Origin of the sequence: Tsukamurella pseudospumae (genome assembly GCF_001575205.1) — a bacterium.
Classification (GTDB): Bacteria; Actinomycetota; Actinomycetes; order Mycobacteriales; family Mycobacteriaceae; genus Tsukamurella; species Tsukamurella pseudospumae.
Window position 1 is genome coordinate 165,022 of sequence record NZ_LSRE01000044.1, and the last position, 14,813, is coordinate 179,834.

Below are 14,813 nucleotides of genomic sequence, written 5' to 3' on the forward strand. Positions count from 1 at the left end.
GGGAGATCAGCGTACTCGGCCGAGCGCGAGGCGCCGCTCGCGCCTGCGGGGCAGCTCGAAGGTCAGGTACACGGCCAGCGCCACGATGACGACGGTGCTCATCCCCGCCTTCGCGATGACATAGGGCTCGATCTCGCCGCCGTTGGGCATGAGCATCACCGACACCACGCTCGAGACGATGACCGCGGCCAGGCGGAAGCCGGGGGCCGTGGCCCACGCGGCCAGCGGGACGATGGCCCACAGCAGGTACCAGGGCTGGACCACGGGGAACAGCAGCACCAGCGCGGCCATCGAGATGCCGAGGGCGCCGACCGCGTGGATCCGGCCGGACAGGGTCGCGAGGAGCATGCGGAGCACGATCACCGCGGCCAGCGCGGCGGCGATCGGACGCGTGATGGCGAGGATCGCAGTGGTGTGGTCGCCGAGGCCGAGCAGTACGCCGATCAGCCCGGTCGCCATGCCGAGGACCGTGGGGATCGACATCCACGAGCGGACGCGACTGGCCCCGCCCAGGATCCCCGCGTCCAACCAGCCGTACCCCAGTCCGGTGACCTGGCAGACGACCACGACCACGATCACCAGCACGATCGCGAGGAAGCCCGCGGCCAGCGCGATGGCGATCAGCGTGCGGCCCAGGTCCGGCCGGAACGCGCGGATCGCCGTGCGCCAGTCGCGCAGCCGCCCGCCGATGTCCGGGAACGAGCCGCCCAGGCGCCGGGCGAGGGCCATGCCGATGAACCCGAGCGCGAGCACCGAGGTGATCTTGATCAGACTCGACGCGGCGATCATCGCGGCGCCGGCGGTGAGCAGCCACGCGGTCCGCGTGGGCGCCCACCCGTCCAGGAACCGCCGACCCGAGGAGATCGCCCGCAACGACCACTCCATGCCCACGAGCATCATCCCGAGCATGAGGCCCTCGTTGTGGATGCCCGCGATGAGATGGAAGATGACCAGCGGATTCGCGGCACCGAGCCACAGGGCGGCCACCTCGCTCACGCCGCAGCGTCGGGCGAGCCGGGGGAGCGCCCACACGATCATCGCGACGCCGGCGAGCGCCAGGAGCCGGTGCGCGATCACGCCGGCGACCACGTTCTCCCCGGTCAGCCACGTGATGCCGCGCCCCAGGTAGAGGAACAGGGGACCGTACGGGGCAGGGGTGTCCCGCCAGATGTTGGGCACCGAGCGCGTGAAGACGTGGTCGATCCCGAGTGCCTTGGCGGGGCCGATGGCGTACGGGTCGAGGCCGCGCGCCGTGATCTCCGATTGCGCGAGATAGGAGTAGACGTCCTTGCTGAACATCGGCGGCGCGAACAGGAAGGGCAGCACCCACAGCGCGAGGATCCGGTCGAAGCCGCGGCGGGTGAGCCGGCGCGGCTGCGCGGGCACGGTGTGCGCGTTCGGATTGAGATAGCCGATCGTGTACCGGCGCAGCAGGACCCACGCGATCATCAGCATCGCCGTGCCGACCATGGTCACCGTCAGCGCCGTGGACTGCATGCGGAACATCAGCCCGATGAGGCGGCGCCCCGCGATCGGGTTCTGCACCACGGGGAACGAGCCCACGCCCAGCGCACCGAACGCGATGAGCACCGCCCCGACGCCGCCGAACGTGGCGATCTTGCGGACCGTCCGCTTCTCCTCGGTGTTGAGGTCGGGGTACTGGTGCTCGTCGGTGTGCAAACGGTTCACCGCGCCGCCCGCACCCTGCGGTCCTCGGTCCGACGGTGCCCCGTCGGGCTTGGTCAGCCCGAGGAAATCGGCGAACGTGCGCACGGGGGCGGGGAGGGACCGGGTAGCGCGCACGTCCGCAACAGTAGACGGTGGGTCCCGCGTCCCGGTGCCGTCCGCCCGCTCAGTCGGCGTTCTGGTCGATCATGGTGGCGCCCTCGGGACGCTCCGCCTGCCGGCGCAGCAGGACGGTGCGGGCCTCGGGATCGGAGGCGACGTCGATGATCGTCCGGGCCAGGATGGTGGCACCGTCGAGCACCGTGGCGTCGGCCTGGGCCGTCCGTGCGGCGGCCGCGAACTCGATGGTGTGCGGCGGGCCGGCGGCGTCGGCGATGCTCAGCATCGGGTGGATGCTGGGAACCACGCGGCTCACGTTGCCCATGTCTGTCGATCCGCCCCCACCGCCGGTGGGACCGGTGACGACGGTGCGCCCGCTCGCGGTCACGGCGGCGTTCCAGGCCTCGGCGAGCCGGACCTCCGGCGTGATCGACAGGTAGCGCGGCTCGGCCCGGTGGTGCTCCCACTCGCAGCCGGTGGCGATCGCGGCGCCCTCGAAGCAGGCCAGCAGGCGGCGCTTGATGTCGAGCATCTGGTCGAGGTCGGCCGAGCGGACCTCCGCCGACAGGCGCGCCTGCGCCGGGACGATGTTGGTGACCCGGCCCGCGGAGTTGGACACCACCGCGAGGCGGACACCGTCGGGCACGTGCTGGCGCAGCAGGCCGATGGCGGTCTGCGCGAGGACGGCGGCCGACTCGGCGTTGATGGCGTGGTCGGGGGCGGCCGCGGCGTGTGCGGACCGGCCCTGGAAGAGGACGTCGAAGCGGTCCACGCACTGCATCGTCGCGTCGGCGGCGGCGACCTCCGTGACCCCGTCGCCGTTGATCGGGTGCACCATCGCTGCCAGGGTCGCGGTCTCGAACGCCCCGGCGCGCAGCAGCTCGACCTTGCCGCCGCCGTGCTCCTCGGCCGGTGTGCCCAGCACGGTGAGCGTGATGCCCAGCTCGTCGACGAGCGGCGCCAGGGCCAGTGCGGCGCCGGTGGTGATGCCGGCGATCACGTTGTGTCCGCAGGCGTGGCCGAGACCGGGGAGCGCGTCGTACTCGGCGCACAGGACGGCGTGTACCTCACCGGTGCCGAGGGTGGCGGTGAACGCGGTGTCCACCCCGTGGGCACCGCGCTCGACCGCGAAGCCGCGCGCCTCGAACAGGTTCGCGAGCAGTGCGGCGGAGCGGACCTCCTCGAACGAGAGCTCGGGGTGATCGTGCAGGTCGTGGGACAGGTCGAGCAGCGTCCGCGCCTCGGCGGCGACGGTGGCGGCTGCGGCGGCGGGCAGGTCCGTGGTGACGGTCATGGTCGGGTCCGTTCGATGTCGGGGGCTGGGTTCGGGGGAGTACTGGTCAGTGCCACAGGCCGAGCGCGAACTCGGCGATCACGGTGGCGAGCAGGAAGGAGGCGATGATGGCGACGGTGCCGACCGGCACGATCCGCCAGCCGATGCGGCGCAGCGCGGGGATGTTCTGCGCCATCGCCAGGCCGCCCAGCGTGAGGACGACGCAGCACAGGGACAGGAAGTTGATCGAGGTCCCGGCCTTGAGCACCGCGTGCTGCACGGGCGACCACGGGCTGGAGAGCGCGGTGCCGATGAGGCTCGCCCAGATGATCATGGGGATGCGGTCGCGGCAGACGCGGCCGAGCCCGATCGCGAGCAGGGCGACCACGACGACGAGGACGTAGCCGACGATGATCTGCGGGTCGAAGCGGCCCGCCGCGATCGTCGCGGTCACCACACCCAGGCCGGCGACGATCCCCATTCCGACGGGCAGCGACACGGTGACGGGGACGTCCTCGCTCTCGGCCTGGATGCGGGCGGACGCGGTCGCCGCTGCGGTCACCTCGGAGGCCACCTTCGCCGCGTGCACCGGGTGCTTACGGGTGAGCAGCTTGTAGACCTTGTCGGCCAGCGGCAGCGCGATCCACACGCCGACATAGGTCCCCAGGATCATCGTGATCATGTTCGAGGTGGTGGCGAGTGCCTTGACCTGGTCGGCCATCTCCGGATGGGCCGAGGTGATCGCGGCGAGGCCGGCGGCCATCATCGAGGTCGAACCCACGCCGACGCCCATCGCGAGGGCCTGCGGGTCGAACAGGTTGAGCGAGGTGACCGTCGACGCGGCGAGTGCGATCACGATCGCGCCGAACATCGTGCCGAAGACGTACATCGACATCACGCCGCGGTACTCCTCGGAATCGGTGCCGTACTTGCCGCCGACGATCGCGAAGCTGGCCTCCCGGTCGATCGCGAAGGTGGCGCCGACGGTGGCGCGCCCCATGCGCAGGAGCACGGCGATGGGGAGGGCCAGCGCGATCGTGCCGAAGAGGTGGCCGACCTCCTGCAGCAGTAGCGCCGGACCGGCCTTGGCGAGGGTCGGAAGGTTGGGGCCGATGGTGAAGCCGAGCAGCGTGACCAGCATGGCGACGGCGGTGGCCATGAGCCGGTCCGCCACCTTCCACATGCGCGGGGTGAACGGGACGAAGCGCTGGGCCGAGATGACGGCGCCGGCGAGCAGGCCCCAGACCATCGGGTACACCGTCAGCTTCGCGAAGCCCAGGCTGACGGTCCACGGGCCGAGGAACTGGAACACCGCGGTGACGAGGAGCGCGGTCAGCGCCGGGAGCCAGAGGTCGCGCGGGGTGAATCGGGAGGCGACGGTGTCGGTCGCGGTGGTGCTGGGTGCCATGCGTCGGTCTTTTCGTCGGGCGGGCTGGATGCCAGACGATGTTCCGGGTTCCGGCCGATACACGGCCTCCATCGCAGGAAAGCGGCGATGATTGGTTGATGAATGCAGGATCCGGCGCTGCGGGCCCGATTTCCGCCGACGAAGTGACGGGGGACACACCCGACGGTGCGGCGCTGAGCGCGGACGACCTGCGCCTGGTTCACGCGTTGCAGGTGGTGCCGCGGGCGCCGTGGTCGCGGATCGGGGCGGCGCTGGGGTGCGACCCGGTGACCGCCGCCCGGCGCTGGGCCCGGCTGCGGGACGGCGGCTACGCGTGGGTCACGGCCTACAGGTTCGCACGGCGGACCGTCGTCGCCCTGGTCGAGCTGTCCTGCGCGCCCGGGCGCACGCTCGAGGTGGCCGCCGACCTCGCGCAGGATGTCGAGGCCATCACGATCGACGTGACGGCGGGCGGCCGGGACCTGGTGATCACCGTCGCCGTCGAGGGGGACGACCGGCTCGGCGAGTACCTCCTGGATCGAGTGGGGCGCGTCGCGGGCGTGGTCAGCTCGCGCACGCACGTGTTCACGACCATCGCGTCGGACGCTCGCGCCTGGCGCCTGCGCATCCTCGGCGAGCACGAGCTCGCCGCGCTCGAGGCGATCCCGCGGTCGGTCGGGCGGCAGCGCACCTCGCTCTCGGTGCCGGAGTTCGACGGGGTGCTCGCCGAGCTGGCGACCGACGGCCGGATCCGCGCCGCGGACCTGGCGGCACGCCGCGCCATCGGCGTCGACCGGGCGCGGGCGGCGCTGAACACGGTGCTCGCGACGGACGGCGTCGTCGTGCGCACCGAGGTGGCCCGGAGGTTCTCGGAACGGCCGGTCTACGCCTGGTTCTTCCTGCGCGTACCGGCGCGGTCGACCGACCGGGTGCTGCGCAGACTGTCGACGCTGCGCGACGTGCGGCTGCTCGCGACCTCGATCGGCACGTGCAACATCGTGCTGGCGATGTGGCTCGCGGGGCTGGACGACGTGCAGCGCGTCGAGGCGGTCATCGAGCGGTCGGACGCCGAGGTGATGATCGTCGACAGATCGCTGGTCCTGCGCACCACGAAGCACCTCGGCCGGCGGCTGCGCACCGATGGTCGCTCGGTGAGCAGCGGCGAAGCTTAGCCTGACCTTGCTGGAAGTGTCGGGCGAATTAGGAAACAATCGTGTTGTGAAAAGCGAGCAGCACGAGGTTCACGCCTCGACGGCACAGCGTGACGGGGACACCCGCGACGCAGTGGTCGCGCTGCTCATGAACCGGGGCCAGGCCACCGCGGCCGATATCGGCGAGGCTCTGGGGATCACGACCACCGCCGTGCGCCGCCATCTCGACAATCTGCTCGAGGCGGGCGACGTGACGGTGGCGGCACCGTCGGGCCTGGCCAACCGCGGCCGGGGCCGCCCCGCCAAGGAGTTCCTGCTGACGCCCGCAGGGCGCCGGCAGCTCGGGGAGGGGTACGACGCGCTGGCCGTCGACGCGTTGCGCGCCCTGCGCGAGGTGGGCGGCGAGGAGGCCGTGCGCGCCTTCGCGCGGCGCCGGGCCGAGCAGGCCATCGGTACCGTCAGCCCCACCGAGTCCATGGACCCGGTGGACGGTGCCCGTAGGATCGCGGCGGCCCTGTCGGTCGCCGGATTCAGCGCCGATGCCCGGGAAGTGGGCAACGGCGTCCAGATCTGCCAGCACCACTGCCCGGTGTCGGAGGTCGCAGCCGAGTTCCCCGAATTGTGCGAGGCCGAAATTTCGGCGTTCGAGCAGGCGTTGGGAACACATGTACAGCGTTTGGCCACCATCGCCAATGGTGACCGCGCATGCACCACCCACGTGCCCCTCGAGCGCGTGGTACCGCGAGCAACCGCTAAGGAGCTTCGATGACAACGGTCGAGAACGGCCCGCTGTCCCAGGAGGAGACGATCGCGTCCCTGGGCACCTACGGCTACGGGTGGCACGATTCCGACGCCGCCGGCGCCTCGGCGCAGCGCGGCCTGTCCGAGGCCGTCGTCGCCGACATCTCGGGCAAGAAGAACGAGTCCGAGTGGATGCTGAACCAGCGCCTCAAGGCCCTGAGCATCTTCGAGAAGAAGCCGATGCCCACCTGGGGCAGCGACCTCGACGGCATCGACTTCGACAACATCAAGTACTTCGTGCGCTCCTCCGAGAAGCAGGCCGAGTCCTGGGAGGACCTGCCCGAGGACATCAAGAACACGTACGACAAGCTCGGCATCCCCGAGGCGGAGAAGCAGCGCCTCGTGGCCGGCGTCGCGGCCCAGTACGAGTCCGAGGTGGTCTACCACTCGATCCGCGAGGACCTGGAGGAGAAGGGTGTCATCTTCCTCGACACCGACACCGGTCTCAAGGAGCACCCGGAGCTCTTCGAGGAGTACTTCGGCTCGGTCATCCCCGCCGGTGACAACAAGTTCTCCGCGCTGAACACGGCCGTGTGGTCGGGCGGCTCGTTCATCTACGTGCCCAAGGGCGTCCACGTGGACATCCCGCTGCAGGCCTACTTCCGGATCAACACCGAGAACATGGGCCAGTTCGAGCGCACGCTGATCATCGTCGACGAGGACGCCTACGTGCACTACGTCGAGGGCTGCACTGCGCCGATCTACAAGTCGGACTCGCTGCACTCCGCGGTGGTCGAGATCGTCGTCAAGAAGGGCGGCCGCTGCCGCTACACGACGATCCAGAACTGGTCGAACAACGTCTACAACCTGGTCACCAAGCGCGCCAAGGCGGAGGCCGGCGCCACCATGGAGTGGATCGACGGCAATATCGGCTCCAAGGTCACCATGAAGTACCCGGCCGTGTGGATGATGGGCGAGCACGCCAAGGGCGAGGTGCTCTCCGTGGCGTTCGCCGGCGAGGGCCAGCACCAGGACACCGGCTCGAAGATGGTGCACTTCGCGCCGAACACCTCGAGCAACATCGTCAGCAAGTCGGTCGCCCGCGGCGGCGGCCGGGCCAGCTACCGCGGCCTGATCCAGATCAACAAGGGCGCGCACGGCAGCAAGTCCACCGTCAAGTGCGATGCGCTGCTGGTCGACACGATCTCCCGGTCCGACACGTACCCGTACGTGGACATCCGCGAGGACGACGTGACGATGGGCCACGAGGCCACCGTCTCGAAGGTCTCCGACGATCAGCTGTTCTACCTGATGAGCCGCGGCCTCACCGAGGACGAGGCCATGGCGATGGTGGTGCGCGGCTTCGTCGAGCCGATCGCCAAGGAGCTGCCTATGGAGTACGCGCTCGAGCTGAACCGCCTGATCGAGCTTCAGATGGAAGGGTCCGTGGGCTAAGTGAGCAACACTCTCAACGAGGCTGTCGAGGCACATCCCGTCGCCAACAAGGGCGAGCTGTTCGCGTCCTTCGACGCGGCGGCCTTCGAGATCCCCAGCCACCGCGACGAGGCGTGGCGGTTCACCCCGCTGCGCCGCCTGCGGGGCCTGCACGACGGTTCCGCCCAGGCCGACGGTGCCGTGACCGCCACCGTCGACGCGACGCCCGAGGGCGTGTCCTTCGAGACCGTCGCCAAGGGCGACGAGCGGCTCGGCCAGGGCGGTACGCCCTTCGATCGCGTTGCGGCGCAGGCCTTCACGTCCATGACGGAGGCTTTCGTGCTCACCGTCGCCAAGGAGGCGGAGGTCGCGGAGCCGGTCTTCGTCCGCATCGCCGGCCCCGGCGAGGGCAAGACGTCCTTCACGCACATCCAGGTGCGGCTCGAGCGGCACGCCCGCGCCGTGGTCGTCCTCGACCACACCGGATCGGGCACGGTCGCCGAGAACGTCGAGGTCATCCTGGGCGACGGTGCCTCGCTCCAGATCATCGACGCGCAGGACTTCGCCGACGACGCGGTGTGGGTCACGCAGCACCACGTCCGCGTGGGCCGCGACGCCCACGTCCGGCACTTCGCCGTGCAGCTGGGCGGCGAGCTGGTCCGCATGACCCCGCGCGTGCAGTTCGACGCACCCGGCGGCAACGCCGAGCTGTTCGGCCTGTACTTCGCCGACGACGGCCAGCACCTCGAGCAGCGCCTGCTGGTCGATCACGCGGTGCCGCACTGCAAGTCGAACGTGATCTACAAGGGCGCGCTGCAGGGCGATCCGTCGTCCAAGCTGCCCGACGCGCACACCGTCTGGGTGGGTGACGTGCTGATCCGCGCCGAGGCCGAGGGCACCGACACCTTCGAGCTCAACCGCAACCTGGTGCTCACCGACGGTGCGCGCGCCGATTCGGTGCCGAACCTGGAGATCGAGACCGGCGAGATCGAGGGCGCCGGCCACGCCAGCGCCACCGGCCGGTTCGACGACGAGCAGCTCTTCTACCTGCGTTCGCGCGGCATCCCGGAGGACGAGGCACGCCGCCTGGTGGTCCGCGGCTTCTTCCAGGAGCTGATCGACCGGATCTCCGTCCCCGAGCTGCGCGAGCGACTCGCCGCCGCCATCGAACACGAACTCGCCACCGCCGGCGTCTGATACTCGAAGAAGGAATTACGTTGTCTACTCTGGAAATCCGTGATTTGCACGTCAACGTCGTGCAGGCGGACGAGAACGCCGAGCCGATCGAGATCCTCAAGGGCGTCGACCTGACCATCAAGTCCGGCGAGACCCACGCGATCATGGGCCCCAACGGCTCCGGCAAGTCCACGCTGAGCTACGCCATCGCGGGCCACCCCAAGTACGAGGTCACGAAGGGCACGATCACGCTCGACGGTGAGGACGTGCTGTCCATGACCGTCGACGAGCGCGCCCGCGCCGGCCTGTTCCTGGCCATGCAGTACCCCGTCGAGGTCCCCGGCGTCTCCATGTCCAACTTCCTGCGCTCAGCCGCCACCGCGGTCCGTGGCGAGGCCCCGAAGCTGCGGCACTGGGTCAAGGAGGTCAAGGAGGCGATGGGCGAGCTGGCCATCGACCCGCAGTTCGGTGAGCGTTCGGTGAACGAGGGCTTCTCGGGCGGCGAGAAGAAGCGCCACGAGATCCTGCAGCTGGGCCTGCTCAAGCCGAAGTTCGCCATCCTCGACGAGACCGACTCCGGCCTCGACGTCGACGCCCTGCGCGTCGTCTCCGAGGGCGTGAATCGCTACGCCGAGCGCGAGCACGGCGGCATTCTGCTCATCACGCACTACACCCGCATCCTGCGGTACATCCACCCCGAGTTCGTGCACGTCTTCGTGAACGGCCGGATCGTGGAGTCGGGCGGCTCCGAGCTGGCCGACGAGCTGGAGGAGAACGGCTACGTGAAGTTCACCGAGGCCGTCGGAGCATGACCGCCTCGGTGAAGTCCGCCCTGGACATCGACGCGATCCGCGCCGACTTCCCGATCCTGTCCCGCACGGTCCGTGACGAGAAGCCGCTGGTCTACCTCGACTCCGGCGCCACCTCGCAGCGGCCGCGCCCGGTGCTCGACGCCGAGTGGGAGTTCCTCACCACGCACAACGCAGCCGTGCACCGCGGCGCGCACCAACTGGCCGAGGAGGCGACGGACGCGTACGAGGACGCGCGCGCCGCGATCGCGGAGTTCGTGCGGGTCTCGCCGGACGAGCTGGTGTTCACCAAGAATGCGACCGAGTCGCTGAACCTGGTGGCGTACACGCTCGGCGACGACCGCTCGGCCGCCGTGCTGGGCGGGCACCGTCTGCGCGAGGGCGACACCGTCGTCGTCACCGAGCTCGAGCATCACGCGAACCTGGTGCCCTGGCAGGAGCTCTGCCGCCGCACCGGCGCCACCCTCAAGTGGTACGGCGTCACCGACTCCGGCCGCATCGACCTCGACTCGCTGGAGCTCGACGACTCGGTGAAGATCGTCGCGTTCACGCACGCCTCCAACGTGACCGGCGCGATCGCGCCGGTCCCGGAGCTGGTGGCGCGGGCCCGCGCGGTCGGTGCGGTCGTCGTCCTCGACGCGTGCCAGTCGGTGCCGCACAGCTCCGTCGACTTCGCCGACCTCGACGTGGATTTCGCCGCCTTCTCCGGGCACAAGATGTACGGCCCGTCGGGTGTCGGCGTCCTGTACGGCAAGCGCGAGATCCTCGCGCAGCTCCCGCCGTTCATCACGGGCGGCTCGATGATCGAGACCGTCACCATGGAGGGCTCGACGTACGCCGCGCCGCCGCAGCGTTTCGAGGCGGGCGTCCCGATGACCTCGCAGGTCGTGGGGCTCGGCGCCGCGGTGAAGTACCTGACCGCGCTGGGCATGGACGCGGTCGCCGCGCACGAGCACGCGCTGGTGAGTGCCGCGCTCGACCGGCTGGATGCCATCGGGGGTCTCCGGATCATCGGGCCCACCGAGAACCGTGACCGCGGCAGCGCGGTCTCGTTCGTGGTCGACGGGATCCACGCCCACGACCTCGGCCAGGTGCTCGACGACGAGGGCGTCGCGATCCGCGTGGGCCACCACTGCGCGTGGCCGCTGCATCGCCGGTTCGGCGTGGCCGCGACCGCCCGTGCGTCGTTCGGCGTCTACAACACCGCCGCCGAGGTGGACGCGCTCGGCGACGCGATCGTCAAGGCCCAGAAGTTCTTCGGGGTCATCTGATGCGCATGGAGCAGATGTATCAGGACGTGATCCTGGACCACTACAAGCACCCGCACCACCGCGGCCTGCGTGAGCCCTTCGGGGCCGAGGTCCACCACGTGAACCCCACCTGCGGCGACGAGGTGACCCTCCGCGTGCAGCTGTCGGACGACCACGAGACCGTGCTCGACGTGTCCTACGACGGGCAGGGCTGTTCCATCTCGCAGGCGTCGACGTCGGTCCTCACGGACCAGGTGATCGGCACCCCCGTCGGCGAGGCGCTGAAGATGCTGCAGTCGTACACCGAGATGCTGCAGTCCCGCGGTCAGATCGAGGGCGACGAGGACCTCATCGGCGACGGCATCGCCTTCGTCGGTGTCTCGAAGTACCCGGCGCGCGTGAAGTGCGCGCTGCTCGGCTGGATGGCGTTCAAGGACGCCCTGTCCCAGATCATCGACTCGGAGGAGAAGACGGCATGACCGAAAATGCTGCCGAGGCCACTGCGGCTGAGGCCACTGCGGCCGACCCGGCGCAGGCCGGCGACAATCCGCTGAACCTGCCCACCCTGTTCGACGTCGAGGAGGCCATGCGCGACGTGGTCGACCCCGAGCTGGGGATCAACGTGGTCGACCTGGGCCTCGTCTACGGCCTCAAGGTCGACGACGATGCCGCCGTCCTCATCGACATGACCCTCACCTCGGCGGCGTGCCCGCTGCAGGACGTCATCGAGGACCAGACCCGCGCCGCACTCGTCACCTCCGGGCTGGCCACCGACGCGAAGATCAACTGGGTCTGGCTGCCGCCGTGGGGCCCGGACAAGATCACCGACGACGGCCGCGAGCAGCTGCGCGCCCTGGGCTTCACCGTCTAGGACAGCGCCGGCCGTGCCGCTGCGCAACCGAGTGGACCCGTGGGGCCGGATCGTCGCCGATCCGGCCCGCGGCGCGTTCCTGGGCAACCGGGGGATCCTGCACGACGAGAGCGGCATCGTCGTCCGCGAGCACGCGAACGCCATGTGGATCGCGTGCCGCCTCGACTTCAACGGTCGCTACCGCTCTCCGCGGAACCCCGAGCCCCGCAAGTACACCCAGCTCTTCCTCTTCGACGAGGCCACCGCCTACGCCGCCGGGCACCGCCCGTGCGGCGAGTGCCGCCGGGCCGACTACCGCGAGTTCAAGCGGCTGTGGGCCGTCGCGAACCCCGACGTCGAGAACACGCCGAAGGCCATGGACCGCGCCCTGCGCGCGGAGCGCCGGGCCGGCAACGCCGTCGTGACCGTTCCGCCGCCCGACGGTGCCGTGGTCACCGACGGCACGAACGCCTACCTCCGCAGCAACGGCACCTGGCTGCGGTGGAGCTTCCAGGGCTATTCGCCCGCCGAGCCGGCGGGGGAGCTGCGGTTGCTCACCCCGCCGTCGATCGTCCGCATGCTCGTACGCGGCCTGCCGTGGACGGCGCACGCATCGGCGGGCTGATCGCGCGGTCCGGTCACTACGTGGCGAGCGTCGCCGGTTCGGAGCGAGGTGAGACTCACGACCATGGTCACGTGGGTATCAGGTGGTGCGTTCGCAACCACTCCTCGACTGTGGAGCGCGAGGTACGCGCGTCCTCTCCGCTAGTTCTCGCCCGCGCGGGAGAAGTAGACGAGCAGGACGTGTCCACCCTGTGTCCGTCGCTGCGGTGAGGTGCTCGGATCGCCGACGGCGCGGTCGACGAACCGGCGTTGGTGGGACGGTTCGGGCCCGCACACGCCGTGGCCAGAAGTGCGGCGCCGGCGATCAGTGCTCTGCGGGTGAGGTCGGTCATGTGGTGCCCGTTCGTGGTCTCCGGTGCGGTGCGTGGGCGTGCCGAAGATGTGCTCCGACCTTCCTCTCGGTGGCGCCGGCGTAGGAGTGACCGCCGATCCGTGTACTGCCCGTACACCCCAAACCCGTGATCGCGGGCTTAGCGTTGAAGGATGGATCAGCGCAATCACGTCGGCGAGTTCCTCCGCAGCCGCCGCGACAAGGTCACCCCGGAACAGGCCGGCATCATCGCCGGCGGACGCCGCCGGGTTCCCGGGCTGCGCCGCGAGGAAGTCGCCACGCTGGCCGACATCAGCGTCGACTACTACGCGAAGATGGAACGCGGCGATCTGCGCGGCGTAGCCCCGGAGATCCTCGATGCCCTCGCACGTGCGCTGCACCTCGACGACGCCGAAACCGACCATCTGCATGATCTCGCCCGTGCGGCCGACCCGCATCCGGCGCGCCGCCGCAGCGGCAAGGCCGAGCAGGCGGTCCGACCGAGCTTCCAGCGATTCATCGACGCGATCACTGGAGCGCCGGTGTGGGTCCGGGATCGACGCATGGACGTCGTCGCGGCCAACCCGCTCGGGTACGCGCTCTACCGACCGATCCTCGAGGACGTGGATGGTCGGGGGAACACGGCGAGATTCGTCTTCCTCAGCCCCGCGGCGCGCAACTTCTTCCCCGACTGGGAGCGGGGAGCGGATGACATCGTCGCCACGCTGCGCACGTACGCCGGGCAGAATCCCCGGGACAAACCCCTGACCGACCTCATCGGTGAACTCGTCACCCGCAGCGACGCGTTCCGGCAGCGCTGGGCCGCACACAACGTTCGCCACCACCGCGCCGGCACGAAACGGATCTGCCACCCCGACGTCGGGGACCTGGAACTGTCCTACGAGGCGATGGGCTTGCCGGCGAACCCGGACTGGTTCATGTTCGGGTACACCGCCGAACCCGGCAGCCCGAGCGAGGAGCGGCTGAAGATCCTCGGCAGCCTTGGCGCAGCCCCGTACCGCGCCACCATCGAGCACTGAGCCTCACATTCCGGGTAGACCGCTCGACGGGATTCGTGCGCCCGAAACTTCTGTCCACCAGTATCTTCCGTGAAGAAGGATCATTGTGAACATCACCTTGAACAACGGCGTCGTGATGCCCGCCCTCGGATTCGGCGTCTTCCAGACCCCGCCCGACCAGACCATCGCGGCGGTCACCAACGCCCTCACTACCGGCTACCGCCTCATCGACACCGCTGCGTCGTACTTCAACGAGCGCGAGGTCGGCGAGGGGATCCGACGGTCCGGGCTCGAGCGCGCAGACGTGTTCATCGAGACCAAGATCTGGATCAGCGACTACGGATACGACGAGACCCTCCACGCCTTCGACAAGTCCGCCGGGAAGCTGGGCGTCGAGACGATCGACCTGCTCCTGCTCCACCAAGCGCTGCCCGCCGACTTCGACCGCACCGTCGGCGCGTACCAGGCGCTCGAGACGCTGATCACGGACGGTCGTGTCCGCGCCATCGGCGTCTCCAACTTCATGGCCGACCACCTCGACGCGCTGCGACAGCGGACCAGCCTCGTTCCGGCCGTGGACCAGATCGAGGTGCACCCGTACTTCACCCAACGCGCGGTGCAACGGGTGGATATCGAGCAGGGCACTGCGACGCAGGCCTGGTCCCCGATGGGCGGGATCACCGCGTACCGCGGAACCGGCACCAGCACTTTCGACGACCCGACCATCGATTCGATCGCCCGAGCGCACGACAAGACCCCTGCCCAGGTGATGCTGCGGTGGCACCTGCAGCAGGGGCGCTCCGCGATCCCGAAATCGGTCGATCCCGAACTGATCACGTCGAACTTCAACGTCTTCGACTTCGTACTCTCCAGCGGTGAGCTCGCCGCGATCGACGCCCTCGATACCGGCGTCCGTGGTGGCCCCGAACCCGACGCCGTCACCCTCGAGGCGTTCCACCGCGACATCCCCGAAGCCTGATCACGGCAGACAAGGAACTCAGAGC

At 69.7% G+C, this 14,813-nt stretch carries 14 protein-coding genes; 11 read left to right on the top strand and 3 right to left on the bottom strand.

What is annotated here, in order from left to right; all coding sequences use genetic code 11:
- Positions 1 to 6 precede the first annotated feature (6 nt).
- The 3 genes from mptB to AXK61_RS18495 all read right to left on the bottom strand — a co-directional run bounded on the left by mptB (position 7) and on the right by AXK61_RS18495 (position 4,466).
- Positions 7 to 1,746 (bottom strand): polyprenol phosphomannose-dependent alpha 1,6 mannosyltransferase MptB, encoded by a 1,740-nt coding sequence (mptB, locus tag AXK61_RS18485; RefSeq protein WP_414930010.1) that lies wholly within the window; start codon positions 1,744 to 1,746, stop codon positions 7 to 9.
- Positions 1,747 to 1,852: 106 nt separating this feature from the next.
- Positions 1,853 to 3,079 (bottom strand): amidohydrolase, encoded by a 1,227-nt coding sequence (locus AXK61_RS18490; protein ID WP_068746595.1) that lies wholly within the window; start codon positions 3,077 to 3,079, stop codon positions 1,853 to 1,855.
- Positions 3,080 to 3,125: 46 nt separating this feature from the next.
- A complete protein-coding gene (locus AXK61_RS18495) occupies positions 3,126 to 4,466 on the bottom strand; it encodes a DUF3100 domain-containing protein (protein ID WP_068746596.1) in 1,341 nt (446 codons plus the stop codon).
- A gap of 98 nt (positions 4,467 to 4,564) precedes the next feature.
- On the opposite strand from AXK61_RS18495, the gene AXK61_RS18500 reads away from it, so the two are divergent.
- The 11 genes from AXK61_RS18500 (at position 4,565) to AXK61_RS18550 (ending at position 14,788) form a co-directional block, all read left to right on the top strand.
- Positions 4,565 to 5,617, top strand: coding sequence for an Lrp/AsnC family transcriptional regulator (locus AXK61_RS18500; protein WP_197466865.1), 1,053 nt, complete (start codon positions 4,565 to 4,567; stop codon positions 5,615 to 5,617).
- A 46-nt stretch (positions 5,618 to 5,663) separates the two neighbouring features.
- Positions 5,664 to 6,365, top strand: coding sequence for a helix-turn-helix transcriptional regulator (locus AXK61_RS18505; protein WP_068746597.1), 702 nt, complete (start codon positions 5,664 to 5,666; stop codon positions 6,363 to 6,365).
- Positions 6,362 to 7,792 (top strand): Fe-S cluster assembly protein SufB, encoded by a 1,431-nt coding sequence (sufB, locus tag AXK61_RS18510; RefSeq protein WP_068746598.1) that lies wholly within the window; start codon positions 6,362 to 6,364, stop codon positions 7,790 to 7,792. Before AXK61_RS18505 ends, sufB begins: the two co-directional genes overlap by 4 nt.
- Complete coding sequence (sufD, locus tag AXK61_RS18515; RefSeq protein WP_068746599.1) at positions 7,793 to 8,968, top strand: Fe-S cluster assembly protein SufD; 1,176 nt, start codon at positions 7,793 to 7,795, stop codon at positions 8,966 to 8,968. It begins immediately after the preceding gene.
- 20 nt (positions 8,969 to 8,988) lie between these two features.
- Positions 8,989 to 9,759 (top strand): Fe-S cluster assembly ATPase SufC, encoded by a 771-nt coding sequence (gene sufC, locus AXK61_RS18520; RefSeq protein WP_068746600.1) that lies wholly within the window; start codon positions 8,989 to 8,991, stop codon positions 9,757 to 9,759.
- Entirely contained in the window at positions 9,756 to 11,027 is a 1,272-nt protein-coding gene (locus AXK61_RS18525; RefSeq protein ID WP_068746601.1) for a cysteine desulfurase, read from the top strand. The genes sufC and AXK61_RS18525 overlap by 4 nt, the downstream gene beginning before the upstream one ends.
- Positions 11,027 to 11,485 (top strand): Fe-S cluster assembly sulfur transfer protein SufU, encoded by a 459-nt coding sequence (gene sufU, locus AXK61_RS18530; protein WP_068746602.1) that lies wholly within the window; start codon positions 11,027 to 11,029, stop codon positions 11,483 to 11,485. Before AXK61_RS18525 ends, sufU begins: the two co-directional genes overlap by 1 nt.
- Positions 11,482 to 11,877, top strand: coding sequence for a metal-sulfur cluster assembly factor (locus AXK61_RS18535; protein WP_068746603.1), 396 nt, complete (start codon positions 11,482 to 11,484; stop codon positions 11,875 to 11,877). Before sufU ends, AXK61_RS18535 begins: the two co-directional genes overlap by 4 nt.
- Positions 11,878 to 11,890: 13 nt before the next feature.
- Positions 11,891 to 12,481 carry a hypothetical protein gene (locus tag AXK61_RS18540; protein ID WP_068746604.1) on the top strand — a complete coding sequence of 197 codons (591 nt, stop codon included), beginning with the start codon at positions 11,891 to 11,893 and terminating at the stop codon, positions 12,479 to 12,481.
- 482 nt (positions 12,482 to 12,963) lie between these two features.
- Positions 12,964 to 13,830 carry a helix-turn-helix transcriptional regulator gene (locus AXK61_RS18545; RefSeq protein ID WP_068746605.1) on the top strand — a complete coding sequence of 289 codons (867 nt, stop codon included), beginning with the start codon at positions 12,964 to 12,966 and terminating at the stop codon, positions 13,828 to 13,830.
- A gap of 115 nt (positions 13,831 to 13,945) precedes the next feature.
- A complete protein-coding gene (locus AXK61_RS18550; protein WP_068746689.1) occupies positions 13,946 to 14,788 on the top strand; it encodes an aldo/keto reductase in 843 nt (280 codons plus the stop codon).
- The last annotated feature ends 25 nt before the right edge of the window (positions 14,789 to 14,813 follow it).

Excerpts from the sequence above, each read along its gene's own strand:
- AXK61_RS18490 (WP_068746595.1), bottom strand. The coding sequence starts at position 3,079 with ATGACCGTCACCACGGACCTGCCCGCCGCCGCAGCCGCCACCGTCGCC.
- AXK61_RS18495 (WP_068746596.1), bottom strand. The coding sequence starts at position 4,466 with ATGGCACCCAGCACCACCGCGACCGACACCGTCGCCTCCCGATTCACC.
- sufB (WP_068746598.1), top strand. The coding sequence starts at position 6,362 with ATGACAACGGTCGAGAACGGCCCGCTGTCCCAGGAGGAGACGATCGCG.
- AXK61_RS18535 (WP_068746603.1), top strand. The coding sequence starts at position 11,482 with ATGACCGAAAATGCTGCCGAGGCCACTGCGGCTGAGGCCACTGCGGCC.
- AXK61_RS18525 (WP_068746601.1), top strand. The coding sequence starts at position 9,756 with ATGACCGCCTCGGTGAAGTCCGCCCTGGACATCGACGCGATCCGCGCC.
- AXK61_RS18545 (WP_068746605.1), top strand. The coding sequence starts at position 12,964 with ATGGATCAGCGCAATCACGTCGGCGAGTTCCTCCGCAGCCGCCGCGAC.
- AXK61_RS18550 (WP_068746689.1), top strand. The coding sequence starts at position 13,946 with ATGCCCGCCCTCGGATTCGGCGTCTTCCAGACCCCGCCCGACCAGACC.
- sufU (WP_068746602.1), top strand. The coding sequence starts at position 11,027 with ATGCGCATGGAGCAGATGTATCAGGACGTGATCCTGGACCACTACAAG.
- AXK61_RS18500 (WP_197466865.1), top strand. The coding sequence starts at position 4,565 with ATGAATGCAGGATCCGGCGCTGCGGGCCCGATTTCCGCCGACGAAGTG.